The sequence below is a fragment of the Enterococcus sp. HY326 genome (assembly GCF_026157065.1).
In the GTDB taxonomy this organism is placed as follows: domain Bacteria; phylum Bacillota; class Bacilli; order Lactobacillales; family Enterococcaceae; genus HY326.
Genome location: NZ_JANLGQ010000006.1, coordinates 34,924 through 55,649, shown reverse-complemented (window position 1 = coordinate 55,649; position 20,726 = coordinate 34,924). Strand labels below are relative to the sequence as shown.

The window sequence follows — 20,726 nt, the reverse complement described above, 5'->3', positions numbered from 1 at the left end:
CATCATCCCTTCTTTTCATCTACATTTAGCAGCCTATCAACGTTTTTTTTGAGGTGGCCCCACTCTTCAATAAATTGCTCTTTTTCAAGCTCCCCTTGCTCAGTCAAATTATAATATTTTCGACTTGGCCCATCTGGTGAAGGTACGCGATACCCTTCAATCAGTCCTTTTTTTTCTAAATTAAGCAACAGAGGATAGATTGTCCCTTTAGGAATTTGATTAAAGCCGATTTTTTCTAATTCAAGACTTAGCGTGTACCCATACAAAGTATCTTGACTAAGCAAAACCAAAATACAACCGGAAAGAATTCCCTTCAACATCTGCGACGACCTATTGCTAACTGACATTTAATCACCTACTTTTCACCAACTATATTGCAATACATATTAGCTTAAAAATAGTTTAGCGCATCTTCCACTAGATTGCAATACATACTAGTCTTTTTTTTTGAATTCTATTTATACTAACCAAACCTATTTTTATTAGGTGTTTTGTGGGCTTACAGAAAAATAAATTAGACTGATGCTTGGCCTAATTAAGAAATTGAGGGAAATAAAAAAGCCAAAAAATTTTTTTTCGGCTTTAATTTGTTCTATATTGAAAAGTGGATAAGGCGTATGAGAATCTTCGACAGTCAGATTCTCAAGTGAGATAAAACTGAACTGGTGAGTTTTCCTTGTTATCAGTTGTATCGATTCTAATAGTTTTACAAGATTTTGGAACCTTTCAAAAATCAAAGCGGGAAACAGGTGTTGCCCGTTGCCCAGAATAATTGCCTTCAAAATTACGATTAAAAATACAAGAATACAACACATTCAAAATGTACTCAACCGCAATTTGCGAAGAAAAGTTAGACACTTTGAAGGTACTCTCCTCTTTATTCGGCAGTAAGAGAGTTTCTGTTGCGTACATTGCTAATGGGCTCTCAATATCTCCAGTGATGGCAACAATCGGTGTGCCATTTTGAGCAAATGTTTTGGCATCATTAACAATCTCGGCAGTTCGTCCGCTATAAGAAATGAGTAGCGCGACGTCCTCTTTAGTAGCATTGGCTGCTAGATGATATTGCTCCGCCTGCAAATCGATTGTTCGTAAATAAATCCCAATACGCACCAGCTTTGTTTTTAAATCACGTATTCGAATATAGTTATCACTTACACCAATTCCATATATATTTTTAGCAGCTAACAATATATCAACGCTGTGATTGAGCTTTCTAGTATTTAATAATTCTTGAGTGACTGTCACTGTTTCAGACATTAACTGAGCTATTTTTTTTGAAATTAGCAAGTCTGTGTCACGAGGCTCAAAAGGTGTATTAGCATCCACATCTGCCACCTGCTGATACTTGGCAGTCAAGGCTCTAGCAAAAGCTATTTTGAACTCTTTAAATCCAGAATAGCCACATTTCTTTGATAAGCGGACAATTGTCGATGTCGAAGAATTTGTCTGCTTCGCCAAATCATAGATGGATAATTCTAAAAATTCTTCCTCGTGACTTAGTAAGTATTCGACAATAATATTTTCATTAAAGGTAAATTTTTCTGCTTGTTTAAGTTGATTGATTAGATTCATTTTCTCCTCCTGTGAAACATTGTTTCAATGCTAGTATAGCGAACTTGCAAAAACACCGGAACAAAGTTACTAAAGCTTAGTAAAGCGTTTACTTTATTTTCATAAACCTTATGCTTAAGAAAAACATATTGGAGGAATATCAAATGGATAAAGTAACAAATTGGGTGGAACGTTCCCTCGTTCCAAAAGTTTCAAAAGTAACTGAGCTACGTTACTTCCAAGCCTTACGGAATGGTTTTTTTGCTATTATGCCGTTAACAATTATTGGTTCGATATTTATGCTAATTACCGATTTCCCATTAGCAGGCTATTCAGATTTTGTAGCCTCGATTTTTGGTCCAGACTGGGTGGATTTCATCTCACCAGCTTATCGTGCCACCTTTAACATGATGGGCTTGATGTTTGCTGGTACTATGTCCTACAAGCTTGCTGAAAGCTATGACATGGATAAATTAACTTCCATGATTTTTGGTATTGTTGCCTATGTCATTGTCTTGCCTAAAACCGTAACAACTGATGCCGGAGAAGTTGTCGGCCGTGTCCTTTCTTTTAATTGGTTGGGCACACAAGGTGTTATTACAGCAATTATCATGTCAATTATCTCAGTTGAAATCACTCGTTTTTGTTTGAAAAAAAATATTGTCATTAAAATGCCGGATAGTGTTCCAACAATGGTCAGCAAAGCCTTTAGTGCCTTAATTCCTGGTTTCTTTATTGCCTTAATTTCTTTGATCATCAACGGTATCGGTGTTTTAGTTGCTGACTCTTTCCCTGAATTGATTTATTCTATCATCCAAGCACCCTTACAAGGTATCATCGGCTCACCCTTTGCCATCATCATCGTAGCTGGCTTGAATGGATTATTGTGGTGGTTTGGGATTCATCCAACGGTAATCAATTCGATGCTCTATCCAATATTGTATGCAAATGCGGATAATAATCAACTACTAGCTGAGGCTGGCAATCTGACAACGCAGACCGGTAACTTCGGAACAGTTCAAATGCTCGATCAATTTGCCACAATTGGTGGTGCCGGTTGTACTATCGGCTTGGCAGTAGCCATGATTTTAGTTGGCCGTTCCTCTCGCATGAAGGCCATGTCAAAAATTTCTTTTGTACCTGCATTGTTTAATATTAATGAACCTTTGATTTTTGGCTTACCGGTTATCTTTAATCCATTAATTTTAATTCCAGTTACCATTGCACCAATTATTTCTGTTGTGATTGCTTATCTTTCCATGACTGTCGGCTTTATGCCAATGTTTACCAACATTCAAGCACCATGGGCCACGCCTTTCCTTTTCTCAGGATTCTTAGTCGGCGGTTGGCAAGGAGCTGTTACGCAAATCGTTGCAGTATTAGCTTGTATCATTATTTATTACCCATTTGTAAAAGCCTTAGACAACCAATACAACAAAGAAGAATTACATGAAATTCCCGACACTATCTAGGAGGTCCTACCTGTGAAAGAACAAGAATATTTTGAGAATATTTGCTGTGAAGTTGAAAAAACTAACGAGCGTGCTTATATTCCGATGTCACCTGACATCGTCCAGACCTCTTCTTTTTATTATGAAAACTACGAAGATTTTATGGCTGCCAGTGATGATGAAAAAAATCATTATGTCTATACCCGCGGAACAAATCCCACAACGGAAAATCTTGAACAAAAATTAGCTCGCTTAGAAGGTGGCGAAAAGTGTAAAGTCTTCGCTTCTGGCATGGGGGCCATTGCCGCAACTTTTTTCACCCTGTTAAAGCAAGGCAATCATGTCCTGATGGCAAACACAATTTATGGTGAAGCTGTAGCCCTTGTTCGCTACATGGAAAAATTTGGAGTGACTGTCGATCGGGTTGATGTTTCCGAAACGGCTGAATTAAAATCATTCATTACCCCAGCAACCAAAATGATTTATTTTGAAAGTCCTTCTTCACAAAAATTTGAACTATTAGACTTAGCTGAAATCACTGCTTTAGCAAAAGAAAATAATATTTATACTGTCATCGATGGCACCTGGGCGGGACCTTTATTACAAAAGCCGCTAGCTTATGACATTGATCTGGTCATTCTCTCCTTATCAAAATATATCGGGGGTCATTCCGATATTGTCGGTGGAGCCGTAATTGGCAGCAATCAGCTGGTAGATGATATTTTTGAACATGGTCATCAATCATTAGGCGCCGTTAGTAGCCCTTTCAATTCATGGCTAGCCATTCGCGGATTGAGAACTTTGCCCGTCCGAATGAGTCATCTATCCAACGCTATTACCACTCTACTAGATGAACTAGTAAAAGATCCACGGATAGCTAAAATCTATCATCCCCATTGTGGCTCTGATCAACAAAAGCAGCTGGCAAAAAAATATTTATCCGGTTACGGTTCTTTATTTGCGATTGATCTTGTCGATTTAGATTTTGAAAAACTAAAAATATTTGTCAATCACTTGAACATCATGTCAATTGGCGTAAGCTGGGGCGGCTTTGAAAGTTTAGTTCTACCTGCCTACAAGGGAAACAATGAACAGCAGCTAAAAGATCGTGGCCTGCCAATTTCCCATATCCGTATGTATTTAGGGCTTGAGGACCCACAATCTATTTTGGAAGACATTAAACAAGCTCTTGATATTGCATATGGACCATTATCATAAAATCTATACCTGAAAAGCCGGACTATTTATCGATTGAAATAAATAGTCCGGCTTTTCACTTACAAGTTTTTTATCAATTTTACTTCTCAAATACTACCTTCAAAAATCAGTGGTTCTTTTGGATGAGAGGGTAAATGAACTATTCTAGTTAGAATCACAGAAAAAATCATCAGAAAGAAATCTGTTTGATTAAGTCGTCATTCAATCAACCAAATAAATTTTCTTTCTGATGATACCTTAATTCTTTATGTCAACTCATCCCTGCCAATCCTTAAACCAGCAAAGAATACAACATTTGATTTTCTTTCAAATCAATATACTTAGGATCGAAGTCTGCCAGATTTTCTAACAAGGCCGGCAAATCTTCTTTGTTTCGCAGCTGGATGCCAATCATTACTGGACCCATGCCACGATTAATTTTTTTGGTGTATTCAAATCGTGTAATGTCGTCATTCGGACCTAAGATGTCTGTTACAAATTCTTTTAAAGCACCGGGGCGTTGCGGGAAATTGACTAAGAAATAATGCTTCAAGCCGGCATAGATTAAGGCTCGTTCGTCAATTTCTGACATCCGATTAATATCATTGTTGCCACCGCTGATGACACACACAACGGTTTTGCCTTTAATTTCTGCAGCTAAATGATTCAAAGCTGTTACGCTTAGAGCGCCGGCTGGTTCCACTACAATGGCTTGTTTGGTGTATAAATCCAAAATGGTGGAACAAACTTCGCCTTCGTCAACTGTGATTAATTCATCAACGTAGGCGGTAGCGTGCTCATAGGTCAGCTGACCAACTTCTTTGACCGCGGCCCCATCAACAAACTTATCAATTGTTTCCAGCATCACCGGTTTTCCAGCAGCAAAAGCAGCTGTCATGGAAGGTGCCCCTAAAGGCTCAACCCCCACAACTTTAGTTTCAGGGGAAACGCCTTTGGTATAGGCGGCAACACCACTAATTAGCCCACCGCCACCAACTGCGGTTAAAACAAAATCAATTTGGGCATCCGCCGCCTTCGCCTCATTGAAAACTTCGACTGCCAATGTGCCTTGACCAGCAATGATTTTTTCATCGTTGAATGGGTCAATAAAGACAAGCTGATTGACTTGGCTGAATTCTTTAGCGGCCGCTGCGGAGGCATCGAAGGTATCGCCGATTAGACGGACTTCAACAAAATTTCCGCCAAAAAATTCGACCTGAGAAATTTTTTGATTTGGTGTTGTTGTCGGCATGAAAATAGTCGCAGGAATTTGCATTTCATTACACGTATAAGCAACCCCTTGGGCATGGTTACCTGCGCTGGCACAGACGACGCCTTTTTTAATGGCGTCATAGGGCTGGGACTTAATCGCATAATAAGCTCCCCGCAATTTAAAGGAGCGGACCTTCTGCAGGTCCTCTCGCTTTAAATAAACTTGGCAATCATATTTTTCTGAAAGATAGCGGTCATATTGTAACGGAGTCTGATCCACCGCTTCAGCAATCTTCTCATAAGCCTGTAACACATCTTCTGCTGTAACCAACGACATACTTTCACCTCTTATTAGTCATTTTTTGATACGAAGGGCATCATTTTACGAAGGTCGGCACCAACTTTTTCAATTGGATGACCAGCATTGTCTTCACGCATCTTGTAAAATTCTTTGAAGCCATTTTTATTGTCATCGATAAAGCCTTTAGCAAAATTACCGTTTTGAATATCCGTTAAAACGGCCTTCATGTTTTTCTTAGTTTCAGCTGTGATAACCCGAGGACCGGAAACATAATCGCCGTACTCCGCAGTATTTGAAATAGAGTTCCGCATTTTTTCAAAGCCTCCCTCATAAATCAAGTCCACGATAAGCTTCATTTCATGACAAACTTCAAAGTAAGCTAATTCTGGTTGGTAGCCGGCTTCAGTCAGTGTTTCAAAGCCTGCTTCAATCATGCTCGTCAAGCCACCACATAATACAGCTTGTTCACCGAACAAATCGGTTTCAGTTTCTTCTTTAAAGGTCGTTTCTAACACACCGACACGAGTTGCGCCAATTCCCTTTGCGTAAGAGAGAGCTTTTTCACGAGCGTCACCGGTAGCATCTTGGAAAACCGCAAATAAGGCTGGTACCGCAAAGCCTTCTGTAAAGGTCCGGCGTACCAGATGACCGGGGCCTTTTGGTGCTACTAAAAAGACATCGACATCTTTAGGAGGAGTAATGACATCAAAATGGATGTTGAAGCCGTGGGCAAAGACTAAAGAATTACCCGCTTCTAAATTCGGAGCAATTTCATTTTCGTACAGTGTGCCTTGAATTTCATCTGGCGCTAAAATCATTACAACATCCGCTTTTCTAGTTGCATCGGCAGCTGATAATACTTCAAAGCCATCATTTCTGGCTGCTTCGGCAGATTTGCCTTCACGAATTCCGATTACGACTTGGTTGCCGTTGTCCCGTAAGTTTTGCGCATGGGCATGTCCCTGTGAGCCGTAGCCGATAATTGCGATTGTTTTGCCTTCAAGCTGATTTGTTGCAACTGAATCATCATAATATACTTTTGCCATAATACTAATTCCTCCAATTGGTTGGTTTATTCAAAAAGCCTGCGCTTTAAGTAACTAATTATTTTTTCCTCTGGTAAAGCCGGTGATGCCGGTTCGGGCGACTTGTTTAATGCCGTAAGGGGCGACCACATCAACAAAGGCGTTGATTTTTTCGCTGGTGCCCGTCACTTGGATGACGATTGTTTTGTTGCCAACGTCGATAATGTTGCCGCGAAACGGATCGATTAAAGCTAAAATTTCTGAACGGCTGCTGGCGGGGGCATTGACCTTGACTAAAATTAATTCTCGTTCAAGATGGGGCTCATCGGTAATATCCGAGACCTTTATCACGTCAATCTGTTTATTCAGCTGCTTGGTGACTTGTTCGCTTTCCGCCAAATCTGCCACATGAATGACGATTGTAATCCGGGAAACATTTTCCAACTCGGTTGCTCCGACGGAAATACTATCAATATTTACTTGGCGGCGGCTTAACACGCCACTAAAACGGTTTAAGACTCCCGAATTATTATTTACGGTTGCAGTAATGACTCTTCTCATTTACTCCACACCCCCAACATCTGATAGTTTGGTTTGCCGGCCGGTACCATCGGCAAGACATGCTCTGTGTTTGACACGACGACTTCGATTAGTGCCGGTCCGGACTTTTCAAAGGCAGCTTTAAAGTCCGCTTCAAAGGTCGTTGGATTGTCAATCCGGGTGCCAGCAATGTGATAGGCCTCGGCCATTTTGACAAAATCCGGTTGACTGCTAAACACCGACTCTGAGCGGCGATTATCAAAAAAGCTTTCCTGCCATTGCCGCACCATGCCGAGAGAATGGTTGTTCATCAAAATTACTTTTAAATCGATGCCGTAATCATTTAAAATCGCCAATTCCTGGTTGGTCATTTGAAACCCACCATCGCCGACAAAAACGACAACTTCTTTTTGCGGCTGGCCTAGCTTGGCGCCAATTGCGGCGGGAATGCCGTAACCCATCGTGCCCAAGCCGCCGCTGGTGATAATCTGGTTTTCATTTTCAAAGGGATAATACTGGGCGACCCACATTTGATGCTGGCCAACATCTGTTGCAACAATTGCTTGACCACCTGTCAGCTCACCGACTAGTTCTACTACCCGTTGTGGTTTGATTTCATCGGTGGCTTGCCGATCAAAATTAAACGGATGCATTTTCTTGCGGGACTGATTTAGCTTCCGCCACTCTTCACAATTTGGTTCTCTGGAGCCAGTGGCATTCAGCAGCTTCAAAGCTTCCTTCGCATCCCCCACAATCGGAATTGCCGTTTCAATGATTTTCCCGATTTCAGCCGGGTCGACATCAATATGTGCGACAATCGCATTGGGGGCAAATTCCCCTGGCGCACTGGCCAAACGATCATCAAAGCGAGAACCAATGTTGATCAGCAAATCACAATCGGTTAGAGCCATGTTAGCGGCAAAGGAGCCGTGCATCCCCCCCATGCCTAAAAATAGCTCATGTTCATAAGGGATACTGCCTAAGCCAAGTAAAGTCGTTAGCACCGGCACTTGAAATTTTTCGGCAAATTCAATCAACTCTTGGCTGGCATTGGCTTGGATGACTCCCGCACCAGCTAAGACAACCGGTTTTTTCGCTTCGGCGAGGGCTTCAACTAATTTTTTGACTTGCAGCTGGTTGGGCTGAAAAGTTGGCTGATAACTAGCCAAATTCACCGGCGGGAGCTTAACTGGTGTCATCTGCGAAACCGAAATATCTTTTGGTAAATCAATCACGACTGGACCTTTACGACCGGTGGTGGCAATGTGAAAGGCTTCTGCCATCATGCGGGGCAGGTCTTCGACTTCCCGCACTTGATAATTATTTTTGGTGATGGGCATCGTCAAGCCTAAAATGTCTGCCTCTTGAAATGCATCTTTACCAATCCCCGCTGTCCCGACCTGTCCTGTGATGACGACTAAGGGAACTGAATCCGCCATAGCATCGGCAATGCCGGTGACGGCATTGGTAGCTCCGGGGCCGCTGGTTACAATCACAACCCCTGGTTTCCCGGTAGCTTTCGCATACCCTTCGGCAGCATGGACAGCACCTTGCTCGTGACGAGTGAGAATATGTTTGAAATCAGCGGAGTAAAGGGCGTCATACAAAGGTAAAACTGCACCGCCGGGATAGCCAAAAATCGTATCCACACCCTCATCCTTCAAGGCTTGCAATAAAATCTCAGCACCTGATTGTCTTTTTTCTTCTTTCATAAGCATCCATCCTTAATCCAGTAAATCTTCTGGTAATTTCATCACACCTCCTGTATGAGCAGAGGTGACTAAAGCCGTGTAGCGGGCCAACCAACCTTTTTTAACTTTGGCTTTAAAGCGGGGCAGCTGATCTTGTCTCGTAGCAAGGGTTTCTTGCGGAACATTTAATTCAATCCGACGATTAGTCAAATCAATCGTAATCTCGTCACCATCTTCAATGAGAGCAATCGGTCCGCCGGCAGCCGCTTCAGGTGAAATGTGCCCAACGGCGATTCCACGAGTAGCTCCGGAGAAACGGCCATCAGTAATCAGCGCAACGTCCTTACCTAAACCACGACCAACAATACTTGAGGTTGGCGCTAGCATCTCTGGCATTCCCGGACCACCTTTAGGTCCTTCATAACGAATCACCACGACATGTCCTGCCTGTACCGTATGATTATCAATCGCCTCAACTGCTTCATCATGGCTGGCAAAACAAATCGCTTTGCCGACAAAGGTTTTAATCGACGGATCTACTCCGCCGACTTTAATGACACTGCCTTCTGGAGCGATGTTGCCGTATAAAATCGATAAGCCGCCGACCGGACTGTATGGATTTTCCTTTGGATGAATCACATCAGTATTCTTGATGGCCGCCGTCGCAACATTTTCTCGCAAGGTATTGCCGGTGACCGTGATCCGGTCGGGATGAATCGCCGTTTCCAAATCAACTAACTCTTTAATGATTGCGGAAACTCCGCCAGCTTCATGGACATCGTGCATCGAGTAAGCTGAAGATGGTGCAATTTTGGAAAGATAAGGCACTTTCTTGGCGATTTCATTGATGTCTTCTAAGTTGTAGGGAATTTCGGCTTCATTCGCAATGGCTAATGTGTGGAGTACGGTATTCGTTGAGCCCCCCATTGCCATGTCTAATGCAAAGGCATCATCAATCGCTTCTTTGGTGATAATATCCCTTGGCTTCACTTGATTTTTCACTAAATCCATCAACTTGAAGGCCGACTGGCGAACTAATTCTCTGCGTTCTTCAGAAACGGCTAAGATTGTCCCGTTGCCCGGTAGTGCCATACCTAAAACTTCCATCAGGCAATTCATGGAATTAGCAGTAAACATTCCGGCGCAAGAGCCACAGACCGGACAAGCATTTTGTTCCATAAAACGAAAATCTTCTTCACTCATTTTGCCATCTTTAAAGGTTCCAACTGCTTCAAACATCGAGGAAAGTGTTGTTGAGTGACCTTTAGGATCAATACCAGCCTTCATGGGACCGCCGGAACAAAAAATTCCCGGCACATTGGTTCTCACGGCCGCCAGCAGCATTCCGGGAGTAATTTTGTCACAGTTAGGAATATAAAAGACTCCGTCAAACCAGTGGGCATTTATCACTGTTTCCGCAGCGTCCGCAATCAACTCACGGCTGGGTAGTGAATAGCGCATACCGATATGTCCCATCGCAATGCCGTCATCAACGCCAATCGTATTGAACTCGAAGGGAATTCCGCCGGCTTCAATAATCGCCGCCTTGGCAATGTCAGCCAATTCCCTTAAATGGACGTGGCCGGGAACAATATCGATATAAGAATTACAGATAGCGATAAAAGGCTTTTGCATGTCCTCAGCATTTTTTACCTGCCCGGTGGCGTATAACAGGCTGCGGGCGGGGGCCGCATCTACTCCAACTTTAATTTTGTCACTGCGCATAAACAACATCTCCTTAGTTTTCATTACTGCTGCTAATTTTTTAAATTAAAAAGGCATCCCGTGAATTTAGGGATGCCTTCGTCAGAGCCCCATTTACCAAAGACAAACAGGACTCAAAGTGTCAGAAATTTTCTCTGCCTTCAAAGTCCTAGATCATAAAATTAAAATGACTAAATTCTGTCTTGAGTTTTTCATAGGGGTTACTCCTCAATTAACTTCGATTAAATTTCCATGTGAAAAGATTGTGCTTTTGTTAAATATTATTCTTAATGTTCTCATTTGTCAATATAAAATTTTGAATTTGTCTGAAAATTCTTAATACTATTTCGTTTTTAGCGGGAAATTCTTTGGATATTAAGGGAGAAGGCTAGATTTTGACTAAAAAACAGCTAAATATCACAGACGTGACCAACTTATTCTTTCTTAAAAATGAAAAGCAAAGAGAAGGAGTTAGAAAAATTTTTTATTTTTCTAAGATTCCTACTCTTTTTATCACAAAAGGTCCGTACGTATCATTCCTGATAGGCCAATCTGCTTTAAAGATTTAAATCTCTGTAGACTTATCGACCATTAGCTCAGCATCTTGTGCTTTTTCTATATCAGCGGAAACATTTTATGAGTTTAAGCAGCTTGTTTATTTTTAATCCCTATTGCCAATAGCTAGGGATTGCTGCCTCATAATCTGCTATTGCGTCTTGATAATTCATAGTAATTGAAATGTCGTCCAAACCATTAAGTAATTTGTCCTTCCAAGTGGCATCAATCTCGAAGGTGAATTTCTGGTCGCCAGCGCTGATTTTTTGAGCAGCCAAATCAATCGTCACTTGATTATCCTTAGGCAAAGCCGCCAAAAAATCTCGTTCATCTTGAGGTAAAACAATCGGCAACAAACCATTTTTGATGGCGTTCATATAAAAAATATCGCTAAAGCTACCGGCGATAACCGCCCGAAAACCATAGTCAAGAATTGCCCAAGCTGCATGTTCCCTCGAGGAGCCTGAACCAAAATTTTCCCCTGAAATTAAAATTGAGGCTCCCTGATAGGCCGGCTCATTTAAAATGAAATTAGGGTTGTCCTGCTGCCCAGCACTGTAACGCCAATCGTTGAAAAGAAATTGACCGTAGCCCTTTTTTTCAATCCGCTTCAAAAAGACTTTAGGAATGATTTGATCAGTATCGATATTATTATTCATAAGCGGGACGCTTTGCCCTGTATGCACTGTGAAAGTTTCCATATTTTTCTCCTTAAATGGTTTTTCTAATGTCGACAAATTTTCCGTTGATGGCTGCCGCTGCTGCCATGGCTGGAGAGCAGATATGCGTGCGGGAATTTTTCCCTTGCCGGCCTTCAAAATTGCGGTTTGAAGTAGAAGCGCAATGAATGCCTTCTGGCACACGGTCTGGATTCATCCCAAGACACATCGAGCATCCCGGCTCCCGCCATTCAAAGCCCGCTGCTTGAAAAATTTTATCCAAGCCTAGTGCCTCAGCCGCTCTTTTGACCGGTCTTGAACCGGGTACAACAATGCCAGTCACACCATCTTTAATCGTTTTATTTTCAATTATCTTAGCCGCTTCTTGCAAATCAGAAAGCCGGCCATTGGTACAAGAGCCGATAAAAACATATTCGATATTAATGTCAGTCGGATTTTGTCCCGGGACCAAGTCCATGTACTGATAAGCCCGCTCATCATTGATGTCTTTAATTTCCGGCAGCTTGTCAGTAATCGGAATGCCCATGCCGGGATTAGTTCCCCAAGTGATAAAAGGGGCTAGATTGTTGACATCTAATTCCAACAGCTCATCAAACTGAGCACCCTCCTCTGTTTTCAACTGCTGCCAATCTTTAATGGCAGCCGCCATGTCGGTTGGCGCATGTTGTTTACCAGCAACATAGGCGAAGGTTTTTTCATCAGGTGCAATCAGGCCCATCTTAGCACCACCTTCAATCGACATGTTGCAGATGGTCATGCGTTCCTCCATCGAAAGAGCCTCGATGGTATCGCCAAGATATTCCACAGCATAACCGACACCAAAATCAACGCCGTATTTAGCAATCAAAGCCAAAATAATATCTTTGGCATAAACGCCCTCAGGCAATTGACCGGTAATTTTTACACCCATTCTTTTGGGTTTGCTTTGCCACAAAGTTTGCGTTGCAAAAACGTGTTCCACCTCGCTGGTCCCAATCCCAAAGGCTAAAGCCCCGAAAGCTCCATGAGTTGCTGTGTGGGAATCGCCACAGACAATTGTTTTTCCCGGCTGCGTCAAGCCGGTTTCTGGTCCGACCATATGCACAATCCCCTGCATTTCCGAACCGTTATCGCACAGCTCGATGCCAAACTCTTGGCAATTTTCCCGCAGCGTGTCGATTTGCTTTTTCGAAATTAAATCGGTGATGTTGTAAATATCCTTAGTCGGTGTGTTGTGATCCATCGTCGCAAAGGTTTTCTTTTTTTGGTGTACATCCCGCTGATTTTCCCGTAGTCCTTCAAAGGCCTGCGGTGAAGTCACCTCATGAATGAGATGCAGATCAATATATAAAAGTTGCGGTTCGCCTTCTTTTCCTGTGATGACATGTTTTTCCCACAGCTTGTCAAATAGAGTTTGCGCCATTATTTTTCCTCCGTCGATTGTAGTGTGTTGATGACTTCTTGTGTAAATTCTTTAGTTCCGTATTTCCCGCCTAAATCGGGAGTGTAAATTCCTGCAGCTATCACCTGATCGCAGGCCTGTTCAATTTTTTCAGCACTATCAAAATAACCAAAGCTTTGTTTTAACATCATGGTAATCGAATAAATCATTGACAAAGGATTCGCTAAATTTTCCCCAGCGATATCCGGAGCTGATCCGTGAATCGGCTCATACAATGAAGGCCCATTATCACTATGGCTGGCACTTGGTAAAACGCCGATGGAGCCGGCCAAAACAGAGGACTCATCACTTAAAATGTCGCCAAAAAGATTTTCCGTGACAATCACGTCAAAGGCAGTCGGCATTTGGATAATTTTCATCGCAACAGAATCCACCAGCTGATTTTCAAACGTGACCTCTGGATATTCTGTCGCAATTTCTTCGGCAATCGAGCGCCAGAGTTTACTAGTGGCCAAAACATTGGCCTTATCAACAGAAGTGACTTTTTTGCGTCTAGTTTTCGCCAGCTCAAAGGCTTGGCGAATAATCCGTTCAATTTCTTTTCTCGTGTAAACATTGGTGTCCAACGCTTCTTCAGGACTCAATCTTCTTGGTTCACCAAAGTAAATGCCACCGGTCAGCTCCCGGACAACGACAAAGTCTGTGCCTTTGACTATCTCTTCTTTAATCGGCGAAAATTTTACCAGCTCATCTAAAATTGTAATAGGTCGAATATTGGCAAAGAGGTTTAAAGATTTTCGCAAGGCCAGCAAGCCTTTTTCAGGAGTTTCAGAACCTGTCTGCCACTTCGGTCCGCCGATGGCTCCCAATAAAATGGCGTCGGCCTTTTCACAGGCCGCTAGCGTGTCTGCCGGTAAAGCCTGTCCCGTTTCATCAATGGCCGCTCCGCCAAAGACTTTGTCCTCAATCGTAAACTCCAATTGATCGATTGCTGAAATCGTCTTTAAAATTTCTAGACCGCTTGCCATAATTTCTGGGCCAATGCCATCGCCTGCCAGTGCTACAATTGTCTTCATGCTTTTTGCTCCTCTTTAAAAATATTTTTCATCGTTTCATTTGCCTGCAGATAAGCCAGCGCTGAAGCCTTCAAGACATCAAAATTGATGGCGACGCCGGTATACATGTGGTGAGTTTCGGTGTCTTCAATCATCACCCGCACCTCTGCTTGAGAATCTTCTCCTTCAGTTAGCGCTCGAATTTGGTATTCCGCCAAACGAACGGGCCGTGCATAAACTTCGTCAATTGCCGAATAAATTGCCTCAATGCTTCCTTGGCCAACCGAGGTGCCGACGTAACTAGTCGTATTTTTCGGACATTTAATTTCAACAATGGCTCCTTGCTTGCCGTTGGCAACATATTGCAGCTGCAGATTTTCCAAAACACTTTGGGCTTCTTCAACCTGCTGTTGGGTCGTCACTAACGCATGCAGGTCAACATCGGTAATCTGTTTCTTTTTATCTGCCAGAGCTTTGAATTTTTCAAAGGTTGCATTCTTTTTGTCCTCACTCAAATCGTAGCCCAGCTCTTTAATCTTAGCGAAGAAGGCGTGGCGCCCAGATAGCTTGCCCAGTGGCAGCGAATTGGTTTGAATGCCCACCAATTGCGGTGTGATAATTTCATAGGTTTCAGGATTTTTTAGCACGCCGTCTTGATGGATACCTGACTCGTGGGCGTAAGCATTGCCGCCGACAATCGCCTTATTTTTAGGAATGGCGATTCCTGACAATCTGGACACCAAGTCACTCGTTTTTTTCGTTTCCGCCAAAACAATTTGCGAACCGGCTTGGTAAAAATCTTTTCTGACATAAAGGGCGAGCGCAACCTCTTCAAGGGCGGTATTGCCAGCTCTTTCACCGATGCCGTTAACCGTTCCCTCCACCCGATTGGCGCCATTTTCAATGGCCGCCAGCGCATTGGCTGTCGCCATCCCCAAATCGTCATGGCAGTGGGAGGAATAAATGATCTCTTCAGTGGTTTGGATTTTTTCCCGCATTGTTTTAAAAATTTGCCCATATTCTGTGGGATTAGAATAGCCAACTGTATCGGGAATATTGATGATCGTTGCTCCAGCATCTACTGCCCGCTGAACAGCCTTCACTAGAAAATCAATCGGCGTCCGAGTCGCATCCTCTGGGGAAAATTGTACCTTGGCAAAATATTTTTTAGCATAGGTCACATGTCCGGTAATCGAATCTAATACCTCATCCGGAGTCATTTTCAATTTATATTCCATATGCACTGGGCTAGTGGCAAGAAAAACGTGAATCTGCGGATACTTAGCCCCCTTTAACGCTTTATAAGCCGCGTCAATGTCTTCTTTTTTACAACGGGCCAAGCCGGCAACAGTCATTCTTTGACAAGCATTGGCAATGCTTGTCACCGATTCGAAATCCCCCGGTGAAGCATTAGGAAAGCCGGCTTCGATGGTGTCAATGCCCCATTTTTCTAATTGGAGCGCAATTTGTAGTTTTTCTTGGGGATTAAAATTTACCCCCGGTGTTTGTTCGCCATCCCTCAATGTCGTATCAAAAAATTGTATTTCTCTGGCCATATAAATTTCCTCCTAATGAAATAAATGTATAAAAAAAGCATTCCATAAAGTTTTTAACTTTATGCAATGCGAACAGGACTCCTTTCATCTTTTACAAGAAAAAGAGCCCCGCTAGATTAATAAGTAAACGTATGAACGTGAATAGCCTTTAATTTGATTGGTCATTAAAATCACCTTTGAATTTTCAGAATTTTTAGTTAATTTACTATGCAGTCAACAATACTGGTAAAAGAAAAAAATGTCAAGCGTTTTTTCAATATTCTGAATAAAAAGAATTTTACTTAAACATTCTGCGCTTCAATTCCACGAAATTAAATTATCCCTCAGAAAAACAAAAAATCGCCTGTAATTAATGACCCACAACACAGAGCTGCGTTCCTTTGAAATAAAATCTACCAATAGTGTCGTCCATAATCATGCCATGATGATCCCCACAGTAATACCTATAATTACTATACTCATTTTAAAATTCCTCCTAAAAATTATTTATGTTTTTTTCTAATAATTAAACCTGCCACTAATAAACCAACGCCAATCGTTACGATTGTAGCTACCTTCTTATTTGCCATTCGAATTTCTCCAAGCCTTCTATTACTTTTAGCTCCAAGATGAATCGAACTGGAAAATGTCAGCAAATTGTTCAGGAATTGTTTGGGAAATGTTAAAATGCAAAACTATGTACTGTCAGTTCCTACAAAATCATCACAAAAAAATTCTTGCACTATTGAGCAAACACCCTTCCTCATTATTTTAAACTGACAATGAAATTTTCTCCTAGATGGCTGATTAGTAATCGCCTTAGTAGGTTATCCTCATTACTATTTTTCAGTTTCTAAAAATATTCCCATTTTTTGTTTAACTAATAGTCAAGACTTATTAATTTTGGACTATTTGATGGAGAAAAGGTTAATGGAGCAAATTTGAAACTCTATGAACCAAATTATATCTATTGGATTGAAATTTTTATGTTTGTTCCCAAGCCTTTTTAATAGTCACCATCAATAATAATTAAATTATTTATGCAAATTAATTACTTGTTTATTTGAGGATATAACTATTGATTAAAAATAATAATTCCAGTAAATTAAATAGTTCGGTATACTTATTTTATTCCAAAGGAGGAAAAATAATGAAGAAAAAAGGGTTTATCGGGTTAATAGGGGGGCTTTCTTGTCTGTTGTTTTTAGCAGGTTGTGGCACTGCAGAAAATAGTGGGTCCACAGATAGTAGTGCTTCAGCAACAAGCACAAGCGAAACTAGCACCACTATTTCTACTGAAACATCTAGTGAGCCTGCATCTGTCGGATCATGGAGTGAAATTGATCAAATGTTACAGGAAAAAACGGAAGCGGAATCCATGGAAGTGCTGTACGAAAGTAATGAAGCTATCGTAAATGAAGCAGAGGATGTCAGTGTTATTGTCGAAGGCTATCAGTATTTACAGATTGAGAATTTTTCAAGAGATTTTCGGATTCCATTTGGTGATCAATTCGAAGTTGGTGGTGTAGTCTTGCTTGCCGTCACTTTTGAAAATAATAGTGATGCTACCGTTTATCCGGATGCAAATTTTTCAATGAGTGTTACAGGCTATGATTCCTCAATTGCAAGAAACAATAGCCTTATTGAAAATGATTTAGTTTCTCAAATGGTTAGTGCAAGTTATGCTGTCCCAGCTGGCGAAAGTGTCTCAGGTTTTATCGCCATGTCTGTTGCACCAGAGGCAATGGAGAAAATAGACGAATATCAGGAAGGGACGTTATCTCTATCTGCAGTCTATAGTGTCGAAAGTAGCTTTAAATCAGAGGATACCATTGTGGCTTCTAAAGATGTCCGAATCCCTTTCTCTGGTAGCGGGGAAAGTAGTGTCTCTGATGGAGAGTTTTACAGTGATAAATTAACTGTAGAAAATTGGGGCGAGAAAACGTTAATTACATCTGAGGAGATTGGAGAAACTGCCGAATTTGAAGACATCAGCGTTTCCTTTGATGGTTATCAAGTCTCAGACTTTTCACCTAATGAAGATCAAAGCAGCCGGTTCAGTAATTTTGAAACAGGCGTGGTCATACTGACAGCAAAAGTAACTGCAACAAACAACAGCTCGACAGTCTTAAATTTCGATGGTACTTCAGCAACTTTAACTGTCGGCTCTGTAAAATTTATGAATCAAAATTCTTTAGAAGTGGCTCCAGATGTCCCTGAATTATCAACAGGTGAGACTGGCACCAAATATATCGCCTTTTTACTTGATAAAGATTCTTACGATAAATTATACAAGGACCAAAGCTATGTTCTAGATGTCAGCCTATACAATACTGACTTTGAGCGTTTGACCATGATTGGCGATGTAGACTTTGAATTCAATAATTGATACTAGATTTTCATCTCTTGGCTGACTCGCTTGAAGACTAAGCATTCTCATCACTAAAACATCAAAACTAAGTAAGATGAAAAATTTTCATTAGATTATCAAAAAATCCTCGCTGCAGATGAAGCGCACCTAAAAGCTAGCTTCATCTGCCTGCGTGGTTTTTTATTGTACCAGCCTCTTGCCAATCAGTACGAATAAACTTTGTCGCTACTCTACTCAATCAGTTACTTAAACTAATAGCGAGCAACGTATATTATACATAGTAAAGTAACACCACTATCATACCGAAACAAGTGCCAAAGCTACCACATCTTCATAAACTCTTTTCAATGTTTTCTATGGCTTTAGTTTACCGAGTGAATGTTTTAAAACTTGTTCAGGAATTGTTTGGGAATGTTAAATTGCAGAAAAAAAGCCTCACAGCAAAAGTTGTGAGGCTTTACTAAGTTTTTATTGTGCTAATTTTTTACCAATCACAGCCAACAGCTGTTGCGGATTAGTCAGCATTAACAAATGACTCTCCGGAGTAATGGCTGTCATTTTCACTCCTGCAATGGGCACACTAGAGAAAACATAGCTAGTATCAAGAGCCAGCCGCTGCAAAATTTCTGCAGGATTAACGCCGCTAAAGGCTGACAAAGCCTTTACGTAATTGTGATTAGAGGTGGTCACTCGTAGCTTTTCCGTTAAATTATCCAGTGCAATTTTTACCAATTGCGAATTTTCTTGATCAGTTTCGTCTAAGACAGTATTCAAGTAGGCTTGTTTATCGGAAAATTCTTCGGGACGTTCGGCAAATAGTGCAGGAATTGCCGCTTTTTCCGGTAGTTGTTGAAAACCATCAATCAAAATCAGCGGATTGCTTATGAAATTCTCCTCTAAAAAGCTGAGAAGAACAACGGTCCCAAAAGATGCTGAGATAATCAGAGTTTCCGGTGTCAGCTGCTCCTGCAAGTCACTGAGCTGATTAAGAAAATCAGTCTTACTTGCTAGCTGTTCTAAATTTTCGTCTGTATAAGTGAGATAGGCGAACCTTTTAGTAGGAAACTGCTCGGTCACAAATTGCCAGACCGAGGCCTCCCAGCCGAGGGGACCAATCAATAAGACATCTAACATATTGTCTCCTTTTGCTATTTTTATTATTGTACAACTGCTGCCAAACGATGCAAATTTTCTTGAAATGCTTGTTTTATTATTGGCTTAACTAGTGAAAGGGGAATGCTTAAATAATTTGGTTCCGTAAAATGAAGCATTTGGGAAATTTTCGTTTGCTGCTGCTGTTTTTCTAAAACGAATTCTAGATCATAGGCCAGCTTGCCGCCGATGCTATGGTAAATAATTTTACCGTCAGCTTCGGTCACCGATATCTCCTCAACAGCGTTCAACGCATGTCCTATCCTCGTTAGGGTCATTCCCATTTCGCTATTTTGCAGGGAGCTAATCTCTGGAGCCCATTGTGTGATATTTTCCAAGTCTAACAAGAAATCTCGAACTCTTTCAGTCGTTGCTGTCGTGCTTGTTACATTTGTAAATAGTGGTTTAGTCATGTTAAACCGCCTCCTTTATTTGATAAACAAAGGATAACGAATTCTAAGCAAACGGAAAAATAAGCGTCCTTATATTTCCTTAAACACTGCTTCTTGAAACAAATCCTCCAACAGAGCACTCTTATTGCTAGCAGATTCAAGCTGGCTGCTTTCAGCTGACTTTTCGGCAGTCAAAGCTAATAGATAGAATAAATTTGCCAGCATAAAATGAGAGTCATGACTGGTGATAAACGCAACACCCTCTTCAATCATGGCGGCAGCTGCTGGATAATCTTTCAATTCAAATAGTGCTAAAGCATCCAAGTAAAAAATAATATTCAAATTGGCTTCATATGGCGCAGTCTTTATATCTAGCAGACTTTGTTCAAGATAAGCTATTGTACTCTTGTGCTGCTGACGCTTAGCACTGATTATTGCTAAGCTAGCAAAAGCCAAACGGGTTAAGCTAGAAGGTTTAGCAGCCTGTTTAACCTCTGCTAAAGACAATTTGAAGTTTTCCTCAGACTGTAGCATACTCTGGCTATTATGAAATTCACAGCAACCTAAATAGTAATAGTACGCTTGAAATTGCGCTTGCGTGGTCAGCTGTTCCAAGATTTCAGGTTGCAGGAGAAATTCTTGCAACTCTTTATACTGATGGGAATTGCATAATTCCTCGACCTTTTGACTAAAGGAAAGATTCTCACTGATAGCATAATGGCTATCCAAAACTAAAACTTCCGCCTGAATTTCCAAACGTTGACATAATTGAATCAGCAGTCGACTATTTGGAAGGTATTTGCCGGCTTCAATCGCCGATAACATCGGTTGTGAGCAAATATCCTGACAGACCTGCTTTTGCGACAAGCCTCTTTGCTTACGTAGAGCCTTCAAAGTGTGCCCAAACTGTTGTTTTCCCATTGGCAGTGT

The 20,726-nt window shown here is 41.5% G+C and carries 17 protein-coding genes; 3 read left to right on the top strand and 14 right to left on the bottom strand.

Annotated features, from left to right (window positions below):
- Nucleotides 1-2 precede the first annotated feature (2 nt).
- Both ORH16_RS14795 and ORH16_RS14790 read right to left on the bottom strand, forming a co-directional pair.
- A complete protein-coding gene (locus ORH16_RS14795; RefSeq protein ID WP_265459622.1) occupies nt 3-347 on the bottom strand; it encodes a PadR family transcriptional regulator in 345 nt (114 codons plus the stop codon).
- Nucleotides 348-726: 379 nt separating this feature from the next.
- On the bottom strand, nt 727-1,575 hold the full coding sequence (locus ORH16_RS14790) for a MurR/RpiR family transcriptional regulator (RefSeq protein WP_265459621.1): 849 nt from the start codon (nt 1,573-1,575) through the stop codon (nt 727-729).
- A gap of 143 nt (nt 1,576-1,718) precedes the next feature.
- Between ORH16_RS14790 and ORH16_RS14785 the strand changes: the two genes are divergently transcribed.
- A complete protein-coding gene (locus ORH16_RS14785; RefSeq protein ID WP_265459620.1) occupies nt 1,719-3,026 on the top strand; it encodes a PTS sugar transporter subunit IIC in 1,308 nt (435 codons plus the stop codon).
- Between the two features lie 12 nt (nt 3,027-3,038).
- Complete coding sequence (locus tag ORH16_RS14780) at nt 3,039-4,223, top strand: trans-sulfuration enzyme family protein (RefSeq protein ID WP_265459619.1); 1,185 nt, start codon at nt 3,039-3,041, stop codon at nt 4,221-4,223.
- A 271-nt stretch (nt 4,224-4,494) separates the two neighbouring features.
- On the opposite strand, the gene ilvA is transcribed toward ORH16_RS14780, so the two are convergent.
- The 9 genes from ilvA to ORH16_RS14735 form a co-directional block, all read right to left on the bottom strand.
- Nucleotides 4,495-5,751, bottom strand: coding sequence for a threonine ammonia-lyase IlvA (ilvA, locus tag ORH16_RS14775; protein WP_265459618.1), 1,257 nt, complete (start codon nt 5,749-5,751; stop codon nt 4,495-4,497).
- Nucleotides 5,752-5,765: 14 nt separating this feature from the next.
- Entirely contained in the window at nt 5,766-6,761 is a 996-nt protein-coding gene (gene ilvC / locus ORH16_RS14770; RefSeq protein WP_265459617.1) for a ketol-acid reductoisomerase, read from the bottom strand.
- Nucleotides 6,762-6,815: 54 nt separating this feature from the next.
- Entirely contained in the window at nt 6,816-7,301 is a 486-nt protein-coding gene (gene ilvN / locus ORH16_RS14765) for an acetolactate synthase small subunit (protein WP_265459616.1), read from the bottom strand.
- Nucleotides 7,298-8,998, bottom strand: coding sequence for a biosynthetic-type acetolactate synthase large subunit (ilvB, locus tag ORH16_RS14760; protein ID WP_416207869.1), 1,701 nt, complete (start codon nt 8,996-8,998; stop codon nt 7,298-7,300). Before ilvB ends, ilvN begins: the two co-directional genes overlap by 4 nt.
- Before the next feature lie 6 nt (nt 8,999-9,004).
- Nucleotides 9,005-10,696 carry a dihydroxy-acid dehydratase gene (gene ilvD, locus ORH16_RS14755; RefSeq protein ID WP_265459614.1) on the bottom strand — a complete coding sequence of 564 codons (1,692 nt, stop codon included), beginning with the start codon at nt 10,694-10,696 and terminating at the stop codon, nt 9,005-9,007.
- 647 nt (nt 10,697-11,343) lie between these two features.
- The gene (gene leuD, locus ORH16_RS14750) at nt 11,344-11,931 is read right to left on the bottom strand and encodes a 3-isopropylmalate dehydratase small subunit (RefSeq protein ID WP_265459613.1); all 588 of its coding nucleotides are present in this window, start codon (nt 11,929-11,931) and stop codon (nt 11,344-11,346) included.
- A gap of 10 nt (nt 11,932-11,941) precedes the next feature.
- Nucleotides 11,942-13,312 (bottom strand): 3-isopropylmalate dehydratase large subunit, encoded by a 1,371-nt coding sequence (leuC, locus tag ORH16_RS14745; RefSeq protein ID WP_265459612.1) that lies wholly within the window; start codon nt 13,310-13,312, stop codon nt 11,942-11,944.
- Nucleotides 13,312-14,367 (bottom strand): 3-isopropylmalate dehydrogenase, encoded by a 1,056-nt coding sequence (gene leuB, locus ORH16_RS14740; RefSeq protein ID WP_265459611.1) that lies wholly within the window; start codon nt 14,365-14,367, stop codon nt 13,312-13,314. The genes leuC and leuB overlap by 1 nt, the downstream gene beginning before the upstream one ends.
- Nucleotides 14,364-15,902 carry a 2-isopropylmalate synthase gene (locus tag ORH16_RS14735; protein WP_265459610.1) on the bottom strand — a complete coding sequence of 513 codons (1,539 nt, stop codon included), beginning with the start codon at nt 15,900-15,902 and terminating at the stop codon, nt 14,364-14,366. Before ORH16_RS14735 ends, leuB begins: the two co-directional genes overlap by 4 nt.
- A gap of 1,129 nt (nt 15,903-17,031) precedes the next feature.
- On the opposite strand from ORH16_RS14735, the gene ORH16_RS14730 reads away from it, so the two are divergent.
- Nucleotides 17,032-18,270, top strand: a complete 1,239-nt coding sequence (locus tag ORH16_RS14730) for a DUF5068 domain-containing protein (RefSeq protein ID WP_265459609.1) — start codon at nt 17,032-17,034, stop codon at nt 18,268-18,270.
- Between the two features lie 450 nt (nt 18,271-18,720).
- Here the strand turns inward: ORH16_RS14730 and ORH16_RS14725 are convergent, their stop codons facing one another.
- The 3 genes from ORH16_RS14725 to ORH16_RS14715 all read right to left on the bottom strand — a co-directional run bounded on the left by ORH16_RS14725 (nt 18,721) and on the right by ORH16_RS14715 (nt 20,717).
- Nucleotides 18,721-19,386, bottom strand: a complete 666-nt coding sequence (locus tag ORH16_RS14725) for a hypothetical protein (RefSeq protein ID WP_265459608.1) — start codon at nt 19,384-19,386, stop codon at nt 18,721-18,723.
- Between the two features lie 23 nt (nt 19,387-19,409).
- Nucleotides 19,410-19,817 carry a hypothetical protein gene (locus ORH16_RS14720; protein WP_265459607.1) on the bottom strand — a complete coding sequence of 136 codons (408 nt, stop codon included), beginning with the start codon at nt 19,815-19,817 and terminating at the stop codon, nt 19,410-19,412.
- Nucleotides 19,818-19,886: 69 nt separating this feature from the next.
- Nucleotides 19,887-20,717: a helix-turn-helix domain-containing protein gene (locus tag ORH16_RS14715; protein WP_265459606.1), complete on the bottom strand. Its 831-nt coding sequence runs from the start codon at nt 20,715-20,717 to the stop codon at nt 19,887-19,889.
- Between the last annotated feature and the right edge of the window lie 9 nt (nt 20,718-20,726).

Coding starts and splice junctions, on each gene's coding strand:
- ORH16_RS14730 (WP_265459609.1), top strand. CDS start 17,032: ATGAAGAAAAAAGGGTTTATCGGGTTAATAGGGGGGCTTTCTTGTCTG.
- leuD (WP_265459613.1), bottom strand. CDS start 11,931: ATGGAAACTTTCACAGTGCATACAGGGCAAAGCGTCCCGCTTATGAAT.
- ORH16_RS14795 (WP_265459622.1), bottom strand. CDS start 347: ATGTCAGTTAGCAATAGGTCGTCGCAGATGTTGAAGGGAATTCTTTCC.
- ORH16_RS14790 (WP_265459621.1), bottom strand. CDS start 1,575: ATGAATCTAATCAATCAACTTAAACAAGCAGAAAAATTTACCTTTAAT.
- ORH16_RS14735 (WP_265459610.1), bottom strand. CDS start 15,902: ATGGCCAGAGAAATACAATTTTTTGATACGACATTGAGGGATGGCGAA.
- leuB (WP_265459611.1), bottom strand. CDS start 14,367: ATGAAGACAATTGTAGCACTGGCAGGCGATGGCATTGGCCCAGAAATT.
- leuC (WP_265459612.1), bottom strand. CDS start 13,312: ATGGCGCAAACTCTATTTGACAAGCTGTGGGAAAAACATGTCATCACA.
- ilvC (WP_265459617.1), bottom strand. CDS start 6,761: ATGGCAAAAGTATATTATGATGATTCAGTTGCAACAAATCAGCTTGAA.
- ORH16_RS14720 (WP_265459607.1), bottom strand. CDS start 19,817: ATGACTAAACCACTATTTACAAATGTAACAAGCACGACAGCAACGACT.
- ORH16_RS14715 (WP_265459606.1), bottom strand. CDS start 20,717: ATGGGAAAACAACAGTTTGGGCACACTTTGAAGGCTCTACGTAAGCAA.
- ilvB (WP_416207869.1), bottom strand. CDS start 8,998: ATGCTTATGAAAGAAGAAAAAAGACAATCAGGTGCTGAGATTTTATTG.
- ilvN (WP_265459616.1), bottom strand. CDS start 7,301: ATGAGAAGAGTCATTACTGCAACCGTAAATAATAATTCGGGAGTCTTA.
- ORH16_RS14725 (WP_265459608.1), bottom strand. CDS start 19,386: ATGTTAGATGTCTTATTGATTGGTCCCCTCGGCTGGGAGGCCTCGGTC.
- ilvA (WP_265459618.1), bottom strand. CDS start 5,751: ATGTCGTTGGTTACAGCAGAAGATGTGTTACAGGCTTATGAGAAGATT.
- ilvD (WP_265459614.1), bottom strand. CDS start 10,696: ATGCGCAGTGACAAAATTAAAGTTGGAGTAGATGCGGCCCCCGCCCGC.
- ORH16_RS14785 (WP_265459620.1), top strand. CDS start 1,719: ATGGATAAAGTAACAAATTGGGTGGAACGTTCCCTCGTTCCAAAAGTT.